Raw genomic sequence first — 16,521 nt, forward strand, 5'->3', positions numbered from 1 at the left:
CCAGACACTGTTCTGGCCGGCAGATACCGATGGAGATGTTCATGCTTGGTGTAACGGACTACAGCGCTTTTGTCATTGCCTTCATTATCTTGCTGGCCATCCCCGGCCCAGGTAACTTCGCCTTGATCACGTCGACCGGCAAGGGCGGAATAAAAGGCGGGCTCGCGGCCACCTTCGGCGTCATCTTCGGTGACCAGGTGTTGTTGTGGCTGGCGGTCGCGGGCGTTGCGGCACTGTTGAACACCTACCCGGCAGCCTTCCATCTGGTGCAGTGGCTCGGTGCAGCCTACCTGGCCTGGCTGGGCGCACGGATGCTGCTGGCAAAACCGGGAACAGCCCCTCTCCGGCAGATGAAGCCCAACCGTTACCTGCGCCAAACCCTGATGATCACGCTGCTTAACCCCAAGGCCATCGTCTTCTACATGGCGTTTTTTCCGCTGTTCGTCGATCCGGTACGCCACCAGGGACTGGTGACGTTTGCCTTCATGGCCGTGACAATCGCGGTGCTCACGCTTCTGTATGGCCTGATAGCGGTGCTGCTGACTCACTTTCTGGCCGAGCGTTTGCGTGCAAATCCGAAGGTATCCAGTGCCCTGGAAAAACTGGCAGGCGCATGCCTGCTGGGATTTGGCATCAAACTGGCAGTACTTCGCTGAAGCGCAGCCTGTTTCAAATACCTCGAGTCACCGTCATAAAAAAAGCCGCCAGCGACCGGGCTGGCGGCTAAACATAGCGCAATGAAGATAGTGCCGTCGCCACCGAGGGACCTCTCCCAAGTGACTGCAAGAGTATCTCCTGAACCCGCGTACGGTGCTTGTTCATGCCTGCCAAAGGCGTTGTAGCTGCGTGCCACGCGCAAACCTCAGCAGCGCCCATCAAAAACGTAGATATTTTTAGTTTTTAGCGATACTTTTAACCGCTTGGCGACCTGAACCGCTGATCCGTCGTCGCCATGCCGAAGTTCTGCCAGCCACATCAGGCCCCCTGTCTCGCTCAAGCGCTGACAGACCACACATTATAAAAAGCCTCGCTGCGTGCATTTCACACCACCAGGGTCTTAGTCGGAGACTAAACGCCGTGCTGCAAAACCTGAAATTCAGCCACAAGATCCTGATCGCTGCCTCATTGGTGGTGATCGCCATTCTCTCGCTGTTCTCGGTTTACAACGATGTTCGCCAAGGCGCCTACATCGAGAACGAACTGCGGGGTGACCTGCAGAACAACGGAACACTCACCGCACAGAACATCCAGAGCTGGCTCTCCGGACGCGTCGCCCTGCTTGAGTCGATGCAGCAAAACATCGAGCGCGACCTGAGTGATGACTCAATCATGGCAGCCATGTCATTGAAAGCCATCCGTCAGGCATTCGAACTGGCCTACATCGGAACCCAGGCAGATGGCCGCTTCCTGGCCAACAAGCCGACGGACCTGGGCAAAGACTATGACCCACGGGTCCGCCCTTGGTACAAAGAGGCCGAGACTGCAGGCCAGGCCATACTGACCAACCCCTACATGGACCTGGTGAGCAATGAGCTGGTGATGTCGATCACCGCACCTGTGCGGCACGACGGGCGCCTGGCCGGTATCACCGGTGTAGACCTCAGCCTGAAGACCATGACGGACATGATCAATGCCCTCGACTTCAATGGCACCGGCTATGCCTTCCTGGTCAGCAGGGACGGTACGATTCTGGTCCACCAGGACCGCAAACTGGTCATGAAATCGCTGAAGGATCTGTACCCGAACCATACCCCGGGTATCGACCAGCGCTTCGCCGAAGCTGAAGAGAATGGCAAACCCCGCATCGTCAGCTTCACGCCCATCAAGGGCCTGCCCTCAGTCGACTGGTACATTGGCCTGTCAATCGACAAAGACATGGCTTACAGCCAACAACGAGAGTTTCGTGCCAGCGCACTGATCGCCAGCATTGTGGCGGTCGTGGTGATCATCGCCCTGCTGGGGATGCTGATCCAGGTGCTCATGAAACCCCTGAACAACCTTTCTCGCGCAATGGAAAACATCGCCCAAGGCGAAGGCGACCTGACCCGGCGAATCGATGTGCAATCGCGCGATGAGTTCGGCCAACTGGCCATCGCCTTCAACCGCTTCGTTGAGCGCATCCATGGGTCTATCCGCGAGGTGGCGTCTACCACGGCTCAGGTCAACAACGTCGTCAAGCAAGTGATCCGATCGTCAGAGTCGTCGATGAGCAGTTCTGACGAGCAAAGCCAACGCACCAACAGTGTCGCCGCGGCGATCAACGAACTGGGCGCCGCAGCCCAGGAGATTGCGCGCAACGCGGCAGATGCGTCACGCCAGGCGTCAGGCGCCAGCCTGCAAGCCGAGGACGGAGGCCAGGTCGTGGCCCGAACCCTCCAGGCCATGAGCGAGCTGTCCTCGAAGATCAGTGCGTCGTGCCTCAATATCGAGACCCTGAACAACCGTACCGTCGACATCGGTCGAATCCTCGAGGTGATCAAGGGCATTTCCGAACAGACCAATTTGCTGGCCCTGAACGCGGCCATCGAAGCGGCTCGGGCGGGTGAGGCAGGACGTGGCTTTGCCGTGGTGGCGGACGAAGTACGCAGCCTGGCACATCGTACCCAGGAGTCCGCACAGGAAATCCAGACGATGATTCAAGAGTTGCAGGTCGGCGCACGCGAAGCCGTGGCAACCATGACGGAAAGCCAGCAACACAGCGAGGAAAGCGTGACGATTGCCAATCAGGCGGGCGAACACCTGAATGGCGTAACCGGCCGCATCGTGGAAATCGACGGGATGAACCAGTCCGTCGCGGCGGCAACAGAGGAGCAGACCTCGGTCATCGAGTCACTCAACGTCGACATCATCGAGATCAACAGCCTCAACCAACAAGGCATCTCCAACCTCAATGCAACGTTGCAAGCCTGCAAGGCGCTAGACGAACAGGCAGAACGCCTGAAGAGCCTGGTGGACAGCTTCCGCATCTGATCTGATCGACAGGGGCGCCCGTGCGCCCCTGCATCACTGCCCGAGCGTGTCAGGAAGCCGGGACAAGCGATACCGCCTTCCCCAACCCTTCACGCTGCATGACCTCAAGAATGATCGGCACCGGCGACATCAGGTGGTTACGCATCATGGTAGTCGCGCGCTCCGTGTCCCGCGCCAGGATCGCTTCAACCAGCGCGGCATGCTCCTTGCGCTTGATCTCCAACGCTTCCTCCGAGAACACCGTCTGGGTCAACCACAGATGGCGGTAGCGCTCGGCCTGATCGAACAGGTAGGTGCGCACCTGCAACAAGTGCTTGGAACCGCAGCCTGCGGCGATGGCGCTATGAAAAGCCTTGTGCCGCATATCCCAGACATCGAGGACTTTTTCGCGGGTTTGTACATCCATCACTTTGGACAAGGTATGGGACTGGGCCACGACCTGCGCTTCCCACGCATCATCACCGCGCTCGATGGCGAGGCCCACGATCATGGCTTCAAGGTTCGCGCGAGCATCATAGATATCCTGAAGCTCTTGCAGCGACATGGACGCAACCCGATAGCCCTTCTGGCTGATAACCACCACCAGATGCTCTGCCACGAGCTGCGACAGCGCCTCGCGTAGCGGGCCGACGCCCAGGTCATAGCGCTCCTTGAGCCCGCTCATGAGCAGCTTTTCACCCGGCTTGAAAACGCCGCGAATGATGTCGTGCTTAAGCCGCTCGTACCCACTGAATGCAGAGTTATGCCTGGGGGCGAGGCTTTCCAAGGTACTGCTCCTGAACTCAAAAAAATCAATCATACCCAAACCGCTTGCAGCGGAAAAACATTAGACAAAAAGATTATCTGTCGCTCAAATTGAAAAATGTAGACATTTTTAATTTGTAGCGATATTTTACTCCTGCCTGATCCAGATCATTGCTGGAAGACGCCTTTTACTACCTCTGCCAGGAGCCTCCATGAACGCCTTCACTCACATTCAAGACCCCGTTATGCCGCTTCCGGTAGAGACCAAGGGCTTTACCGTCAGCCCGTCCAAGCAGTCTCCGCGCCTGCTGGAACTGACCTTCAGCAAGGAAGTCGTCGACGCCTTCGTCAGCGCCGTAGCCCAATGGCCGGTACAGGCGCTGGAGTACAAGTCGTTCCTGCGTTTCCGCGTCGGCCAGATCCTCGACGAACTGTGTGAAGGCACACTGCGTCCGGTACTGCTGAACACCATCCTGGACCGCGCTACCGGCGGCATGCTGGTCACCCCGCAGGGCCTGTGTGACGTGACCCAGGCCGACGACATGGTCAAGTTCTCCTCGGCCATCGCGCACCTGATCGGTCGCTCGAACTTCGATGCCATGAGCGGTCAGTTCTACGCCCGCTTCGTGGTAGTCAACACCGACAACTCCGACAGCTACCTGCGTCAGCCTCACCGTGTAATGGAACTGCACAACGACGGCACCTTCGTCAAAGAGCACACCGACTACGTGCTGATGATGAAGATCGACGAGCAGAACATGGTCGGTGGCAACACCCTGCTGCTGCACCTGGACGACTGGGAAGACATCGACCACTACTTCTCTCACCCACTGGCGCGCCGTGAGATGCGTTTCACCGCACCACCGAGCAAGAACGTGCGTGAAGATGTCTTCCACCCGGTGTTTGACAATGACGACCAGGGCCGTCCAACCATGCGCTACATCGACCAGTTCGTGCAGCCGCAGGACTTCGAGGAAGGCATCTGGCTGAACGCCATGTCCGAGTCGATCGAAGGTAGCCAGAAGAAGCTTTCGGTACCGGTACCGGTTGGCAGCTTCGTACTGATCAACAACATGTTCTGGCTGCACGGTCGTGATCGTTTCACCCCGCACCCGGAACTGCGTCGTGAACTGATGCGTCAGCGCGGCTACATCAGCTATCAGAAGACCCTGTACAAGCGCGGCCAATAATGCGCGCAACACGCTGAAGCGACGAGGCCACCACCGGGTGGCCTTCGTCGTCTCTCCAATAAACCTAATTCAGGTGGGTGCAGGCTAATGGCTATGTACGACTTCATTATCATCGGTGGCGGCATCGTGGGTATGTCCACGGCCATGCAACTGATCCAGGTTTACCCCGACGCAAAAATCCTTTTGCTGGAAAAAGAATCCGGCCCGGCCAAACACCAGACCGGCCATAACAGTGGCGTGATTCATGCCGGCGTCTATTACACCCCCGGCAGCCTGAAGGCGCGCTTCTGCCTGGAAGGCAACAAGGCCACCAAGGCGTTCTGCGACAAGCACGGCATCCGCTATGACGAGTGCGGCAAGCTGCTGGTGGCAACCAACGAGTTGGAAATGCAGCGCATGAGTGCGCTGTGGGACCGCACCGAAGCCAATGGCTTGAAACGCGAGTGGCTGAGCGCTGAAGAACTGCACGAACGCGAGCCGAACATTGTCGGCATGGGTGGCATCTTCGTGCCGTCCAGCGGCATCGTGAACTACGCACAAGTGACCGCCGCCATGGGGCGCGAGTTCGAAGCGGCCGGTGGCGAAATCCGCTACAACAGTGAAGTGAACGGCATCGACGAACGTGCGGATGAAGTGCTGGTGCGCACCGACGGCCACGAGTACCACGGACGCTTCCTGATCACCTGCTCGGGCCTGATGGCCGACCGCGTGGTGCGCATGCTGGGGGTCAAGCCGAACTTCATCATCTGCCCGTTCCGTGGCGAGTACTACCTGCTGCCCAAGCAGCACAACCAGATCGTCAACCACCTGATCTACCCGATCCCGGACCCGTCCATGCCGTTCCTCGGCGTACACCTGACCCGGATGATCGATGGCACCGTCACTGTCGGGCCGAACGCGGTGCTGGCGATGAAGCGCGAAGGCTATCGCAAGACCGACATTTCGATTCCCGACCTGTTCGAAACCCTGACGACCCCGGGCATCCTCAAGGTACTGATGAAGAACCTGCGCCCGGGCCTGATCGAGATGAAGAACTCGATGTTCAAGGGTGGCTACCTGAAAGAAGTGCAGAAGTACTGCCCAAGCATCGTCAAGAGCGACCTTACCGCCTACCCGGCCGGTGTGCGCGCGCAGGCCGTTTCGCTGGATGGCAAGTTGATCGACGACTTCCTGTTCGTGAACACCAAACGCAGCATCAGCGTGTGTAACGCGCCTTCTCCTGCCGCGACCTCGGCCATCCCTATCGGCGCCCACATCGTCGACAAGGTACGCGAACAGCTTTCCAGTCAGGGCGCCAGCTTCGTCAAGCCCGCCAATACCGCCCGGCCTGCCGTGGCAGCGGCATCCGCCGCGACCAAGTAACGAGGAACTCAACGTGCAACTCAACGATTTGAAACTGTTTCGCCAACACGCTTACATCGACGGCGCCTGGGTAGAAGCCGACAACGGCCAGACCATCACGGTCACTAACCCGGCCACAGGCGAAACGATCGGCACCGTGCCGAAGATGGGCGCGGCCGAAACCCGTCGTGCCATCGAAGCCGCGGACCGCGCGCTGCCGGCCTGGCGTGCACTGACCGCCAAGGAACGTGCGGTCAAGCTGCGTAAATGGTTTGAATTGATGATGGCCAACCAGGAAGACCTGGCCCGTCTGATGACCCTGGAACAGGGTAAGCCACTGACCGAGTCGAAAGGCGAGATCGCCTACGCTGCATCGTTCCTGGAATGGTTCGGTGAAGAAGCCAAGCGCATCTACGGCGACATGATTCCTGGGCATCAGGTCGACAAGCGCCTGATGGTGCTCAAGCAGCCTATTGGTGTAACGGCAGCGATCACCCCGTGGAACTTCCCTTCGGCAATGATCACCCGCAAAGCCGGCCCGGCACTGGCCGCCGGTTGCACCATGGTGCTCAAGCCTGCCTCCCAGACCCCCTACTCGGCACTGGCACTGGCTGAACTGGCCGAGCGCGCCGGCATTCCAAAAGGCGTGTTCAGCGTTGTCACTGGCAGCGCGGGTGAAGTCGGTGGCGAGCTGACCGGCAACCCGATCGTGCGCAAGGTGACCTTCACCGGCTCGACCGAAATCGGTCGCCAGCTGATGGTCGAATGCGCCAAGGACATCAAGAAAGTCTCCCTGGAGCTGGGTGGTAACGCGCCCTTCATCGTGTTTGACGATGCCGACCTGGACGCGGCTGTCGACGGTGCGCTGATTTCCAAATACCGCAACAACGGCCAGACCTGCGTCTGCGCCAACCGCCTGTACATTCAGGACGGTGTCTACGATGCCTTCGTCGAAAAACTCACCGCAGCCGTCGCCAAGCTCAACATCGGCAACGGTCTGGAAAATGGCATCACCACCGGCCCGCTGATCGACGCCAAGGCCCTGGCCAAAGTCCAGGAGCACATCGACGACGCCGTTAGCAAAGGCGCTCGCGTCGTTGCAGGCGGCAAGCCGCATGCACTGGGTGGCACCTTCTTCGAGCCGACGATTCTGGTCGACGTACCGCGTAACGCCGCGGTAGCCAAGGAAGAGACCTTCGGCCCACTGGCACCGCTGTTCCGCTTCAAGGACGAGGCCGAAGTCATTGCCATGGCCAACGACACCGAGTTCGGCCTGGCGTCCTACTTCTATGCCCGTGACCTGAGCCGGGTGTTCCGTGTCGGCGAAGCCCTGGAATACGGCATCGTCGGAATCAACACCGGCATCATCTCCAACGAAGTGGCCCCGTTCGGCGGCATCAAGGCTTCGGGGTTGGGCCGTGAAGGTTCCAAGTACGGCATCGAGGACTACCTGGAAATCAAGTACCTCTGCATCGGTATCTGAACCTTTCCTTTCTACATCGGACAAGACCGCAACCCGTTGCGGTTTATGAGGTAATAATGAGCGACACCAACCAATCGCTGCAGCAACGTCGTCTGGACGCCATCCCACGTGGCGTCGGGCAGATCCACCAGATCTTCGCCGAGCGCGCAGAAAACGCTACTGTCTGGGATGTCGAAGGCCGTGAGTACCTCGACTTCGCAGGCGGCATTGCCGTGCTGAACACCGGCCACCTGCACCCAAAAGTCATGGCTGCCGTGCAAGCACAACAAGCCAAACTGACCCACACCTGCTTCCACGTGTTCGCCTACAAGCCTTACGTCGAACTGTGCGAGAAACTCAACACGCTGGTACCAGGCAACTTCGCGAAGAAGACCCTGCTGGTCACCACCGGTGCTGAAGCCGTCGAAAACGCCATCAAGATCGCCCGTGCTGCCACCGGCCGTACCGGTGTCATCGCCTTCACCGGCGCCTACCATGGCCGTACCCACTACACCCTGTCGCTGACCGGCAAGGTAGTGCCCTACTCTGCTGGCATGGGCCTGATGCCAGGCGGCATCTTCCGCGCCCAGTACCCGAATGAACTGCACGGTATCTCTACCGACGAGGCCATCGCCAGCATCGAGCGCATCTTCAAGAACGATGCCCAGCCGAGCGATATCGCCGCGATCATTCTGGAGCCGGTACAGGGTGAAGGCGGTTTCAACGTCGCGCCAAAAGCTTTCATGCAGCGCCTGCGCGCCCTGTGCGACGAGCACGGGATCGTCCTGATCGCTGACGAAGTACAAACCGGCGCCGGTCGTACCGGTACCTTCTTCGCCATGGAACAGATGGGCGTCGCCGCCGATCTGACCACCTTCGCCAAATCCATCGCCGGTGGTTTCCCACTGGCGGGCGTGGCGGGCAAGGCCGAAATCATGGACGCCGTTGCCCCGGGTGGCCTGGGCGGCACCTATGCCGGCAGCCCTGTGTCCTGTGCTGCGGCCCTGGCCGTCATCGAAGCCTTCGAGCAAGAGCACTTGCTGGATCGTGCCAAGGCCGTGGGCGAAATCCTCGGCACCGGCCTGCGCAAGATCGCTGAGCAGCATTCCAGCATTCTTGAAGTGCGGACCCTCGGCGCCATGGTTGCCGTGGAGCTGTGCGAAGGTGGCGACGTACACAAGCCGGCCGCTGAACTGACCGGCAAGATTGTTGCCCTCGCTCGCGAGAAAGGTCTGATCCTGCTGTCGTGCGGTACTTACTACAACGTCCTGCGCATCCTCGTACCTCTGACCGTCAGCGACGAGGACCTTGCTCGCGGTCTGACGATCATCGGTGAGTGCTTCAACGAACTGGCGTAAGACCTCCACTTGTCGTTGCCCACGTGAACACGAAACAGCAGGGTGGCCGCACTACGCGTGCAGCGGCCGCCCTGCGTTCACGCGGGCAACGACATCGCGTTAAAAAGGTAAGACCATGAACAACAAACATAAAAACAACTTGAGTCACGGGCTTAAATCCCGTCATGTCACCATGCTCTCGATTGCCGGGGTGATTGGCGCCGGGCTGTTCGTCGGCTCCGGACGTGCGATTGCCGAAGCCGGCCCAGGGGCTGTTCTGGCCTATGTCTTTGCCGGCATTCTGGTCATGCTGGTGATGCGCATGCTCGCCGAAATGGCCGTTGCGTCGCCGGATACCGGTTCGTTTTCCACCTATGCAGACCGCGCCATCGGCAAATGGGCGGGGTTCAGCATCGGCTGGTTGTACTGGTGGTTCTGGGTACTGATCATTCCGATCGAAGCCAACATCGCCGCCACCATCATCAACACCTGGGTGCCCGAGTGGGATATCTGGGTACTGTCCCTGATCATCACCCTGGTGCTGACCGCGACCAACCTGGCCAGCGTGAAGAACTATGGCGAATTCGAGTTCTGGCTCGCATTGGTCAAGGTACTCGCCATCGTCGGTTTCATCGCACTGGGCGCCTGCGCCATTTTCGGGCTGCTGCCCGATGCCCCGGTCAGCGGCGTTTCGCGCCTGTGGGACAATGGCGGCTTCATGCCTAACGGCTTCGGCGCAGTCATCAGTGCCATGCTGATCACCATGTTCTCGTTCCTTGGCGCCGAGGTGGTGACCATTGCGGCCGCCGAATCCGACGCGGCCGAGAAGCAGATCTCCCGGGCCACCAATTCGGTGATCTGGCGGATTACGCTGTTCTACATCCTGTCGATTTTCATCGTCGTAGCCCTGGTACCCTGGAACGATCCGCGCCTGGCCTCCCAAGGCTCCTACGTAACCGTACTGGAAATCCTGGGTGTTCCGCACGCCAAGCTGCTGATCGACGTGGTCGTACTGACCTCGGTGACCAGTTGCCTGAACTCCTCGCTGTACACCGCCTCGCGCATGCTCTTCTCCCTCAGCAAACGTGGTGAAGCACCGGCCTGCGCCCGTTACACCAACAGCATCGGCACACCGATCTATGCCGTGTTGCTGTCTACCGGCGCGGCGTTCCTGACGGTCATCGCCAACTACCTGGTGCCCTCCAAGGTATTCGGCTTCCTGATGGCAAGCTCCGGCACCATTGCCCTGCTGGTCTATCTGGTCATCGCCATCTCGCAACTGCGTATGCGCAAGAAGCTGATCGCCGAAGGCAAGACGCTCAACTACCGCATGTGGCTTTTCCCGTGGCTGACCTGGGGCGTGATCCTGTTCATCAGCGCCGTGCTCATCGTGATGCTGTTCCGTCCCGATCATCAGCTTGAAGTCATCTCCACTGGCGTATTGAGCCTGTTGGTGGTCTGTTCGGGCTTGTTGGTCAGCCGTCGCCATGCCAAAGCCAAGGCCTTGGCTACCGCACAAAGTGGCATCCCTGTCGCGCTGGGGCGCTGACAGGTCCATTTACCTATTTGATGAGTGTTGACGAATGAGCAAGCAAACACTGTCGTTGGCTGAAAAAGATGTCCAGCATCAACTGCACCCCTACACCGATGCCCGCATGCACGAAGAGCTTGGCCCGCTGATCATTGAGCGCGGCGAAGGCATCTATGTGTATGACGACCAGGGTAAGCAATACATTGAGGCCATGTCCGGCCTGTGGAGCGCTGCCCTGGGGTTCAATAACGAACGCCTGATCAAGGCCGCCGAGCAGCAATTGCGCACGCTGCCGTTCTACCACCTGTTCAGCCACAAGGCCCATGCCCCCAGCATCGAGCTGGCGGACAAGCTGATCGAAATGGCGCCGGTCCCGATGAGCAAGGTGTTCTTCACCAACTCGGGCTCCGAAGCCAACGATACCGTGGTCAAGCTGATCTGGTACCGCAACAACGCCATTGGCAAGCCGGCCAAGAAGAAATTCATCAGCCGCCTCAACGGCTACCACGGCATCACCATCGTCAGCGCCAGCCTGACCGGCTTACCGGCCAACCAGCGCGGCTTTGACGTGCCGTTGCCGGGCTTCTTCCACGTCGGCGCACCACATCATTACCGCCATGCGCTGCCAGGCGAAACCGAAGAACAGTTTGCCGACCGTCTCGCCGCCGAGCTGGAAAGCCTGATCCTGCGTGAAGGTCCGGAAACCGTCGCCGCCTTCTATGGCGAGCCCTTGATGGGGGCCGGTGGCGTCATTGTGCCGCCACGCACCTACTGGGAAAAAATCCAGGCGGTCTGCCGCAAATATGACGTACTGGTCGTCGCCGACGAAGTGATCTGCGGGTTCGGCCGTACCGGCAACCTGTTCGGCAGCCAGACCTTCGGTATCAAACCAGACGTGATGGTGTTGTCCAAACAGCTGTCTTCGTCCTACCAGCCGATCTCGGCGATCCTGATCAACGATGCGCTGTACCAGGGCATTGCTGACCAAAGCCATTCGCTGGGCACCCTTGGCCATGGTTTCACCGCCAGTGGCCATCCGGTTGCGGCGGCGGTTGCGCTGGAAAACGTGAAGATCATCGAAGAACAGAACCTGGTCGAGCATGCTGCGGCCATGGGCGCGATTCTTCATGAGGGTCTGAACCAATTCGCCGACCACCCACGGGTGGGCGAAATCCGTGGCCGTGGCCTGATTGCGGCGGTCGAACTGGTTGCCGACCGCGAGCTCAAGACCCCGTTCGAGGTCACCGGCAAACTGGGACGCTTCCTGGCCGGTCGCGCCCAGGCGCACGGCATGATTACCCGTAACATGGGTGATGCGATTGCCTTCTGCCCGCCATTGATTTCCAGCGAAGCGGAGATCCGCCTGATCGTCGAGCGCTTTGCCCGTTCGCTTGACGAGACGGAGCACTGGTTCAACGCCAGCCGCTAAGTCACCGTCATACGCCAGGAAGGCATGTGAACGACAAACCCCCGCTTTTTAGCGGGGGTTTGTTTTTCCAGGCTGAATCCCACAGCGATCCCCACAGAACACTGCATTTCCTGTAGGAGCGGGACTTGCCCGCGATGACTTCAGCGCGGTGTCAGCACGTCCGCGGCGCCTGCATCGCGGGCAAGCCCGGCTCCTACAGGCTGCGTGGGCTCTGTTGGAGCTGGCTTGCCTGCGATGGCTTCAGCGCGGTGTCAGCACGTCCGCGGCGTCTGCATCGCGGGCGAGCCCGGCTCCTACAGGTTACGCGGGCTCTGTTGGAGCTGGCTGGCCTGCGATGGCGTCGGTGGGGTGTCAGTGAGTGCGCGGTGCCTGCATCGCGGGCAAGCCCGGCTCCTACAGCTGGCGCGGGGCCTGTTGGAGCTGGCTTGCCTGCGATGACCTCGGCGCGGTGTCAGTGAGTGCGCGGCGTCTGCATCGCGGGCAAGCCCGGCTCCTACAGGTTACGCGGGCTCTGTTGGAGCTGGCTGGCCTGCGATGGCGTCGGTGGGGTGTCAGCGAGTTCGCGGCGTTTGTATCGCGGGCAAGCCCGGCTCCTACAGCTGGCGCGGGCTCTGTTGGAGCTGGCTTGCCTGCGATGGCCTCGGTGGGGTGACCGTGAGTTCGCGGCGTCTGCATCGCGGGCGAGCCCGGCTCCTACAGGTTACGCGGGCTCTGTTGGAGCTGGCTGGCCTGCGATGGCGTCGGTGGGGTGTCAGTGAGTGCGCGGTGCCTGCATCGCGGGCGAGCCCGGCTCCTACAGGTTACGCGGGCTCTATTGGAGCTGGCTTGCCTGCGATGGCGTCGGTGGGGTATCCGTGAGTTCGCGGCGCCCGCATCGCGGGCAAGCCCGGCTCCTACAGGTTACGCGGGCTCTGTTGGAGCTGGCTTGCCTGCGATGGCGTCGGTGGGGTGTCAGTGAGTGCGCGGTGCCTGCATCGCGGGCAAGCCCGGCTCCTACAGGTTACGCGGGCTCTGTTGGAGCTGGCTTGCCTGCGATGGCGTCGGTGGGGTGTCAGTGAGTGCGCGGTGCCTGCATCGCGGGCAAGCCCGGCTCCTACAGGTTACGCGGGCTCTATTGGAGCTGGCTTGCCTGCGATGGCGTCGGTGGGGTATCCGTGAGTTCGCGGCGCCTGCATCGCGGGCAAGCCCGGCTCCTACAGCTGGCGCGGGCTCTGTTGGAGCTGGCTTGCCTGCGATGGCGTCGGTGGGGTGTCAGTGAGTGCGCGGCGTCTGCATCGCGGGCAAGCCCGGCTCCTACAGCTTGCGCGGGCTCTGTTGGAGCTGGCTTGCCTGCGATGGCGTCGGTGGGGTGTTAGTGGGTTCGCGCCGTTTGCATCGCGGGCAAGCCCGGCTCCTACAGGCTGCGCGGGCTTTGTTGGAGCTGGCTTGCCTGCGATAGCGTCGGTGGGGTGTCAGCACGTCCGCGGCGTCTGCATCGCGGGCAAGACCGGCTCCTACAGGTTACGCGAGCTCTGTTGGAGCTGGCTTGCCTGCGATGGCGTCGGTGGGGTGTCAGTGAGTGCGCGGCGTCTGCATCGCGGGCAAGCCCGGCTCCTACAGCTGGCGCGGGGCCTGTTGGAGCTGGCTTGCCTGCGATGACCTCGGCGCGGTGTCAGTGAGTGCGCGGCGTTTGCATCGTTGGCAAGCCAATGCTCCACAGGGTCTCAATGCGCTGACCTGCAAAAGACAGTGCAGCCAAGCACAATTATTGAGCGGATGAGCCTTTTTATAATCGCGACTCTTCATACAACAATAAAGAGAAGAGCCATGGCCACACCCATCCCCAAACAGGTCGACAGTACCGACTGCACCGCCTTCGCCGTTCCGGACACGCATCGCCTCAGTAAACTATCGCTAACGATGGCCTGGTGGGGCATCTGCAGCGCGATGTTCTGGCTAGTGGTCTCGGCCACGCTGGCCATGACCTTCGGCACTCAACAGGCCATTATCGGCCTGGTGCTGTCGGTCATCGCCTATGCCGCTATCAACACCGTCATCTCCCGCTATGCAATGAAAACCGGGCTTTCGGTAGCGCTTTTCTCCCGGGTGCTGTTCGGGCGAACCGGTGCAACCCTTGCCACACTGATCTTCTTCGCCACGGCCACCTACTACAGCGTCTTTGAAGGTTCGGTCATTGCCATCGCCATTCATGACTACGTGTCGTCAATGTCGTTGAATCAGGCCTACCTGTTGGTTGTGCTGTACAGCGTGCCGTTGATCTTCGGCAGCGTGCAAAACTGGATGGACAAGCTCAACGGGGTGCTGTTGCCTTTTTACCTGGTGGGCCTGGTTGCGTTGGTGATCATGACCATCGCCGAATACGGCTACAGCTCGGCGTGGTTGCACATGGGGCCGGCAAGCGGCCCGGTGGAAAACGGCTGGTGGCAGTGTTTCAGCTACTTCATGGGCGTGTGGATCCTGATGATGTACACCTGGGACTATGCCCGGTTCGGCCGTAAACAGGACGTGTCCTTCCACAGCCGATTCAACTTCGGCCTGCCGTTCTACACCTTTACCTTTCTCATCAACGGCCTGGTGGGAATCTTCATTGCCGGGACGATTCCCACGCCAGGAGGGCTGACAGAAGTTTCGGTCGTGAAGGCGATCGTCGAGCTGATGGGGGTGTGGGGCCTGATTTTCGTCTGGGTAAGCCAAACACGCATCAACTCGGCAAACTTCTTCCTGGCGGCGACCAACATGCAAGCCTTCTTTGGCCGCCTGGGCTTGGCCAGGGTGCCTTACATCGCGTGGGCAGTCGCGGTGGGCGCATTGGTTTACGCACTGATGCGCTTGAACGTGTTCGACTACATCCTGCAGGCGTTGGCTTACCAGAGCATCTTTGTCGTGGCCTGGGTGGCGATTGCACTGGCGCATATTTTCTCGCCCAAGTACCACCAACTGTTCGACGGCAAGATCGAGTATGAACTGGAACGTGTCAGCGCGATAAACCCTTGCGGTCTTGGCGCCTGGTTCTTCGCCGCCGGGCTAGGGATTCTCCTGCTCAACTCGGGCAGCGCCACGCTCGCCACTTTTTCTGCCCCGGTGACGTTCATCAGTGCCTTTGCTGCCTATTGGCTGTTGCTCAACAGTGCCAAACGCAGCTGGTTCGTTCGACCGCACTGTTCCTGACAACCACTTCACACCACCCCTTTTCAGCACCTGAAAGCGCTTTACCTCCCCGAGCCGCGGGATGACTGCGGTTCGGCTTTTTTACGCGCCTGAAACAACAATAAGACCCAAGGACATACACATGCGTTCAGTGAACTATCGCACGGTGACGGCTGCAGTTTTTGCACAACTACTGACCCTGTACGGCGCTCCCGCGTTTGCCGTGGCCATCAACGAAAACCTGGATATTGGCGGCGCCATCCGTGCGCGTGTTGACTACGACCCGGATCAAGACCTGGAAAAAATCAGCTTCGATACGTTTTTCCTGACCGCCACCTACACCTCCAGCAGTTGGATAGGCGCCGCGAAATACCGCTTCTACGGAGATGCCTACCCCTTTTCCTACACAGACAGCATCGGCGACATCTCTTTTCCCGAGTACGCCTGGCTAGGCTACAAATTCAACGATTCGCAACAGGTACAGGTCGGCCTGAACCACATTCCGTTTGGCTTGCAGCCCTACTTCGGCAGCCCCTTCTTTGAATCGCTGGGCAATGTGATCGGGTTGGAGGACATTCAGGACCTGGGCATCAAGTACATCCAGAACACCCCGGACTGGAACCTGCAGGCCGGTTATTACCTGCGCCCGATTGATCAGGGCCAGGGCACCAGCCGCGGTGGACGTACCTATTCGACCAGCGTCGCCAAGGCCGACACCTATGTGGAGGACGGCAGCAGCAACCAGGAGCGCAATATTGTCGTCGGACGCCTGGCCCGTAACCTGAAGCTCGGCAACTGGCAGTCGGAGGTCGGTGCATCGGCGCTTACTTCGGAACTGGAGAACCGCGACACCCATGACAGCGGTCGACGTAACGCCGTGGCCGTGCATTACATGGGCAAGAACGGCCCTTGGGGCGTTCAACTGCAGGCCACACGCCAGGACATGACGCCGAGAAATCCCGGTAACGACAAGTACGTCACGTTCGGCAGCTATGACGCGACATTCAACGTTGCGGCCAAGGGTGACCTGTATGTGACCGACCTCAGCTATGACATCGCCGGGAAATACGGTTGGTTGTCAGGCATCAAGCTGTACGGCAACTACAGCCTCTTCGACAAGCGCGACAGCGCATTCCATGACTCCCAGCGTTTCATTCTCGGCACGTCGTTCTCACTCAAGGACCTCTGGATAGCCGTGGAGTGGCTGCACGGCAAGAACGACCCGTACATCGGTGGCAGCAGCTTCACCCAGAGCCTGGGCGCGGGTGGCAGCAATCAATGGGAGAACCAGCTTTACACCAACATCGGGTACTACTTCTGACCCCGCCCGGCAGTACCAGTGCCCTCAGTATCAAAAAACAGTGCACGCG

General features: G+C 59.9%; 11 protein-coding genes and 1 pseudogene. 11 read left to right on the plus strand and 1 reads right to left on the minus strand.

The features are described 5' to 3' along the window. Positions 1-41: 41 nt before the first annotated feature. The 3 genes and pseudogenes from AB7M23_RS19535 (at position 42) to AB7M23_RS19545 (ending at position 2,970) form a co-directional block, all read left to right on the plus strand. A complete protein-coding gene (locus tag AB7M23_RS19535; protein WP_454241764.1) occupies positions 42-656 on the plus strand; it encodes a LysE family transporter in 615 nt (204 codons plus the stop codon). A 475-nt stretch (positions 657-1,131) separates the two neighbouring features. Further along, positions 1,132-2,112, plus strand: a pseudogene (locus AB7M23_RS19540) (cache domain-containing protein); the annotation flags it as partial. A 93-nt stretch (positions 2,113-2,205) separates the two neighbouring features. Further along, positions 2,206-2,970 (plus strand): methyl-accepting chemotaxis protein, encoded by a 765-nt coding sequence (locus AB7M23_RS19545; RefSeq protein WP_371917173.1) that lies wholly within the window; start codon positions 2,206-2,208, stop codon positions 2,968-2,970. 49 nt (positions 2,971-3,019) lie between these two features. On the opposite strand, the gene csiR is transcribed toward AB7M23_RS19545, so the two are convergent. Then, a complete protein-coding gene (gene csiR / locus AB7M23_RS19550; RefSeq protein WP_245704411.1) occupies positions 3,020-3,736 on the minus strand; it encodes a DNA-binding transcriptional regulator CsiR in 717 nt (238 codons plus the stop codon). 190 nt (positions 3,737-3,926) lie between these two features. On the opposite strand from csiR, the gene glaH reads away from it, so the two are divergent. The 8 genes from glaH (at position 3,927) to AB7M23_RS19590 (ending at position 16,472) form a co-directional block, all read left to right on the plus strand. Continuing rightward, the gene (glaH, locus tag AB7M23_RS19555) at positions 3,927-4,904 is read left to right on the plus strand and encodes a glutarate dioxygenase GlaH (protein WP_102051488.1); all 978 of its coding nucleotides are present in this window, start codon (positions 3,927-3,929) and stop codon (positions 4,902-4,904) included. 93 nt (positions 4,905-4,997) lie between these two features. Beyond that, positions 4,998-6,266: an L-2-hydroxyglutarate oxidase gene (lhgO, locus tag AB7M23_RS19560; RefSeq protein ID WP_454241765.1), complete on the plus strand. Its 1,269-nt coding sequence runs from the start codon at positions 4,998-5,000 to the stop codon at positions 6,264-6,266. A gap of 13 nt (positions 6,267-6,279) precedes the next feature. Then, complete coding sequence (gene gabD / locus AB7M23_RS19565; RefSeq protein ID WP_099775119.1) at positions 6,280-7,728, plus strand: NADP-dependent succinate-semialdehyde dehydrogenase; 1,449 nt, start codon at positions 6,280-6,282, stop codon at positions 7,726-7,728. Between the two features lie 56 nt (positions 7,729-7,784). Then, a complete protein-coding gene (gene gabT, locus AB7M23_RS19570; protein WP_065761892.1) occupies positions 7,785-9,065 on the plus strand; it encodes a 4-aminobutyrate--2-oxoglutarate transaminase in 1,281 nt (426 codons plus the stop codon). A gap of 115 nt (positions 9,066-9,180) precedes the next feature. Then, positions 9,181-10,593, plus strand: coding sequence for a GABA permease (gene gabP / locus AB7M23_RS19575; RefSeq protein WP_102051487.1), 1,413 nt, complete (start codon positions 9,181-9,183; stop codon positions 10,591-10,593). Between the two features lie 34 nt (positions 10,594-10,627). Next, positions 10,628-12,004 (plus strand): aspartate aminotransferase family protein, encoded by a 1,377-nt coding sequence (locus AB7M23_RS19580; protein WP_330523926.1) that lies wholly within the window; start codon positions 10,628-10,630, stop codon positions 12,002-12,004. A gap of 1,806 nt (positions 12,005-13,810) precedes the next feature. After that, positions 13,811-15,172: a purine-cytosine permease family protein gene (locus tag AB7M23_RS19585; protein ID WP_454241766.1), complete on the plus strand. Its 1,362-nt coding sequence runs from the start codon at positions 13,811-13,813 to the stop codon at positions 15,170-15,172. A gap of 121 nt (positions 15,173-15,293) precedes the next feature. Further along, a complete protein-coding gene (locus AB7M23_RS19590; RefSeq protein ID WP_454241767.1) occupies positions 15,294-16,472 on the plus strand; it encodes a hypothetical protein in 1,179 nt (392 codons plus the stop codon). The last annotated feature ends 49 nt before the right edge of the window (positions 16,473-16,521 follow it).

The sequence above is a fragment of the Pseudomonas sp. HLS-6 TE3448 genome, assembly GCF_053629555.1.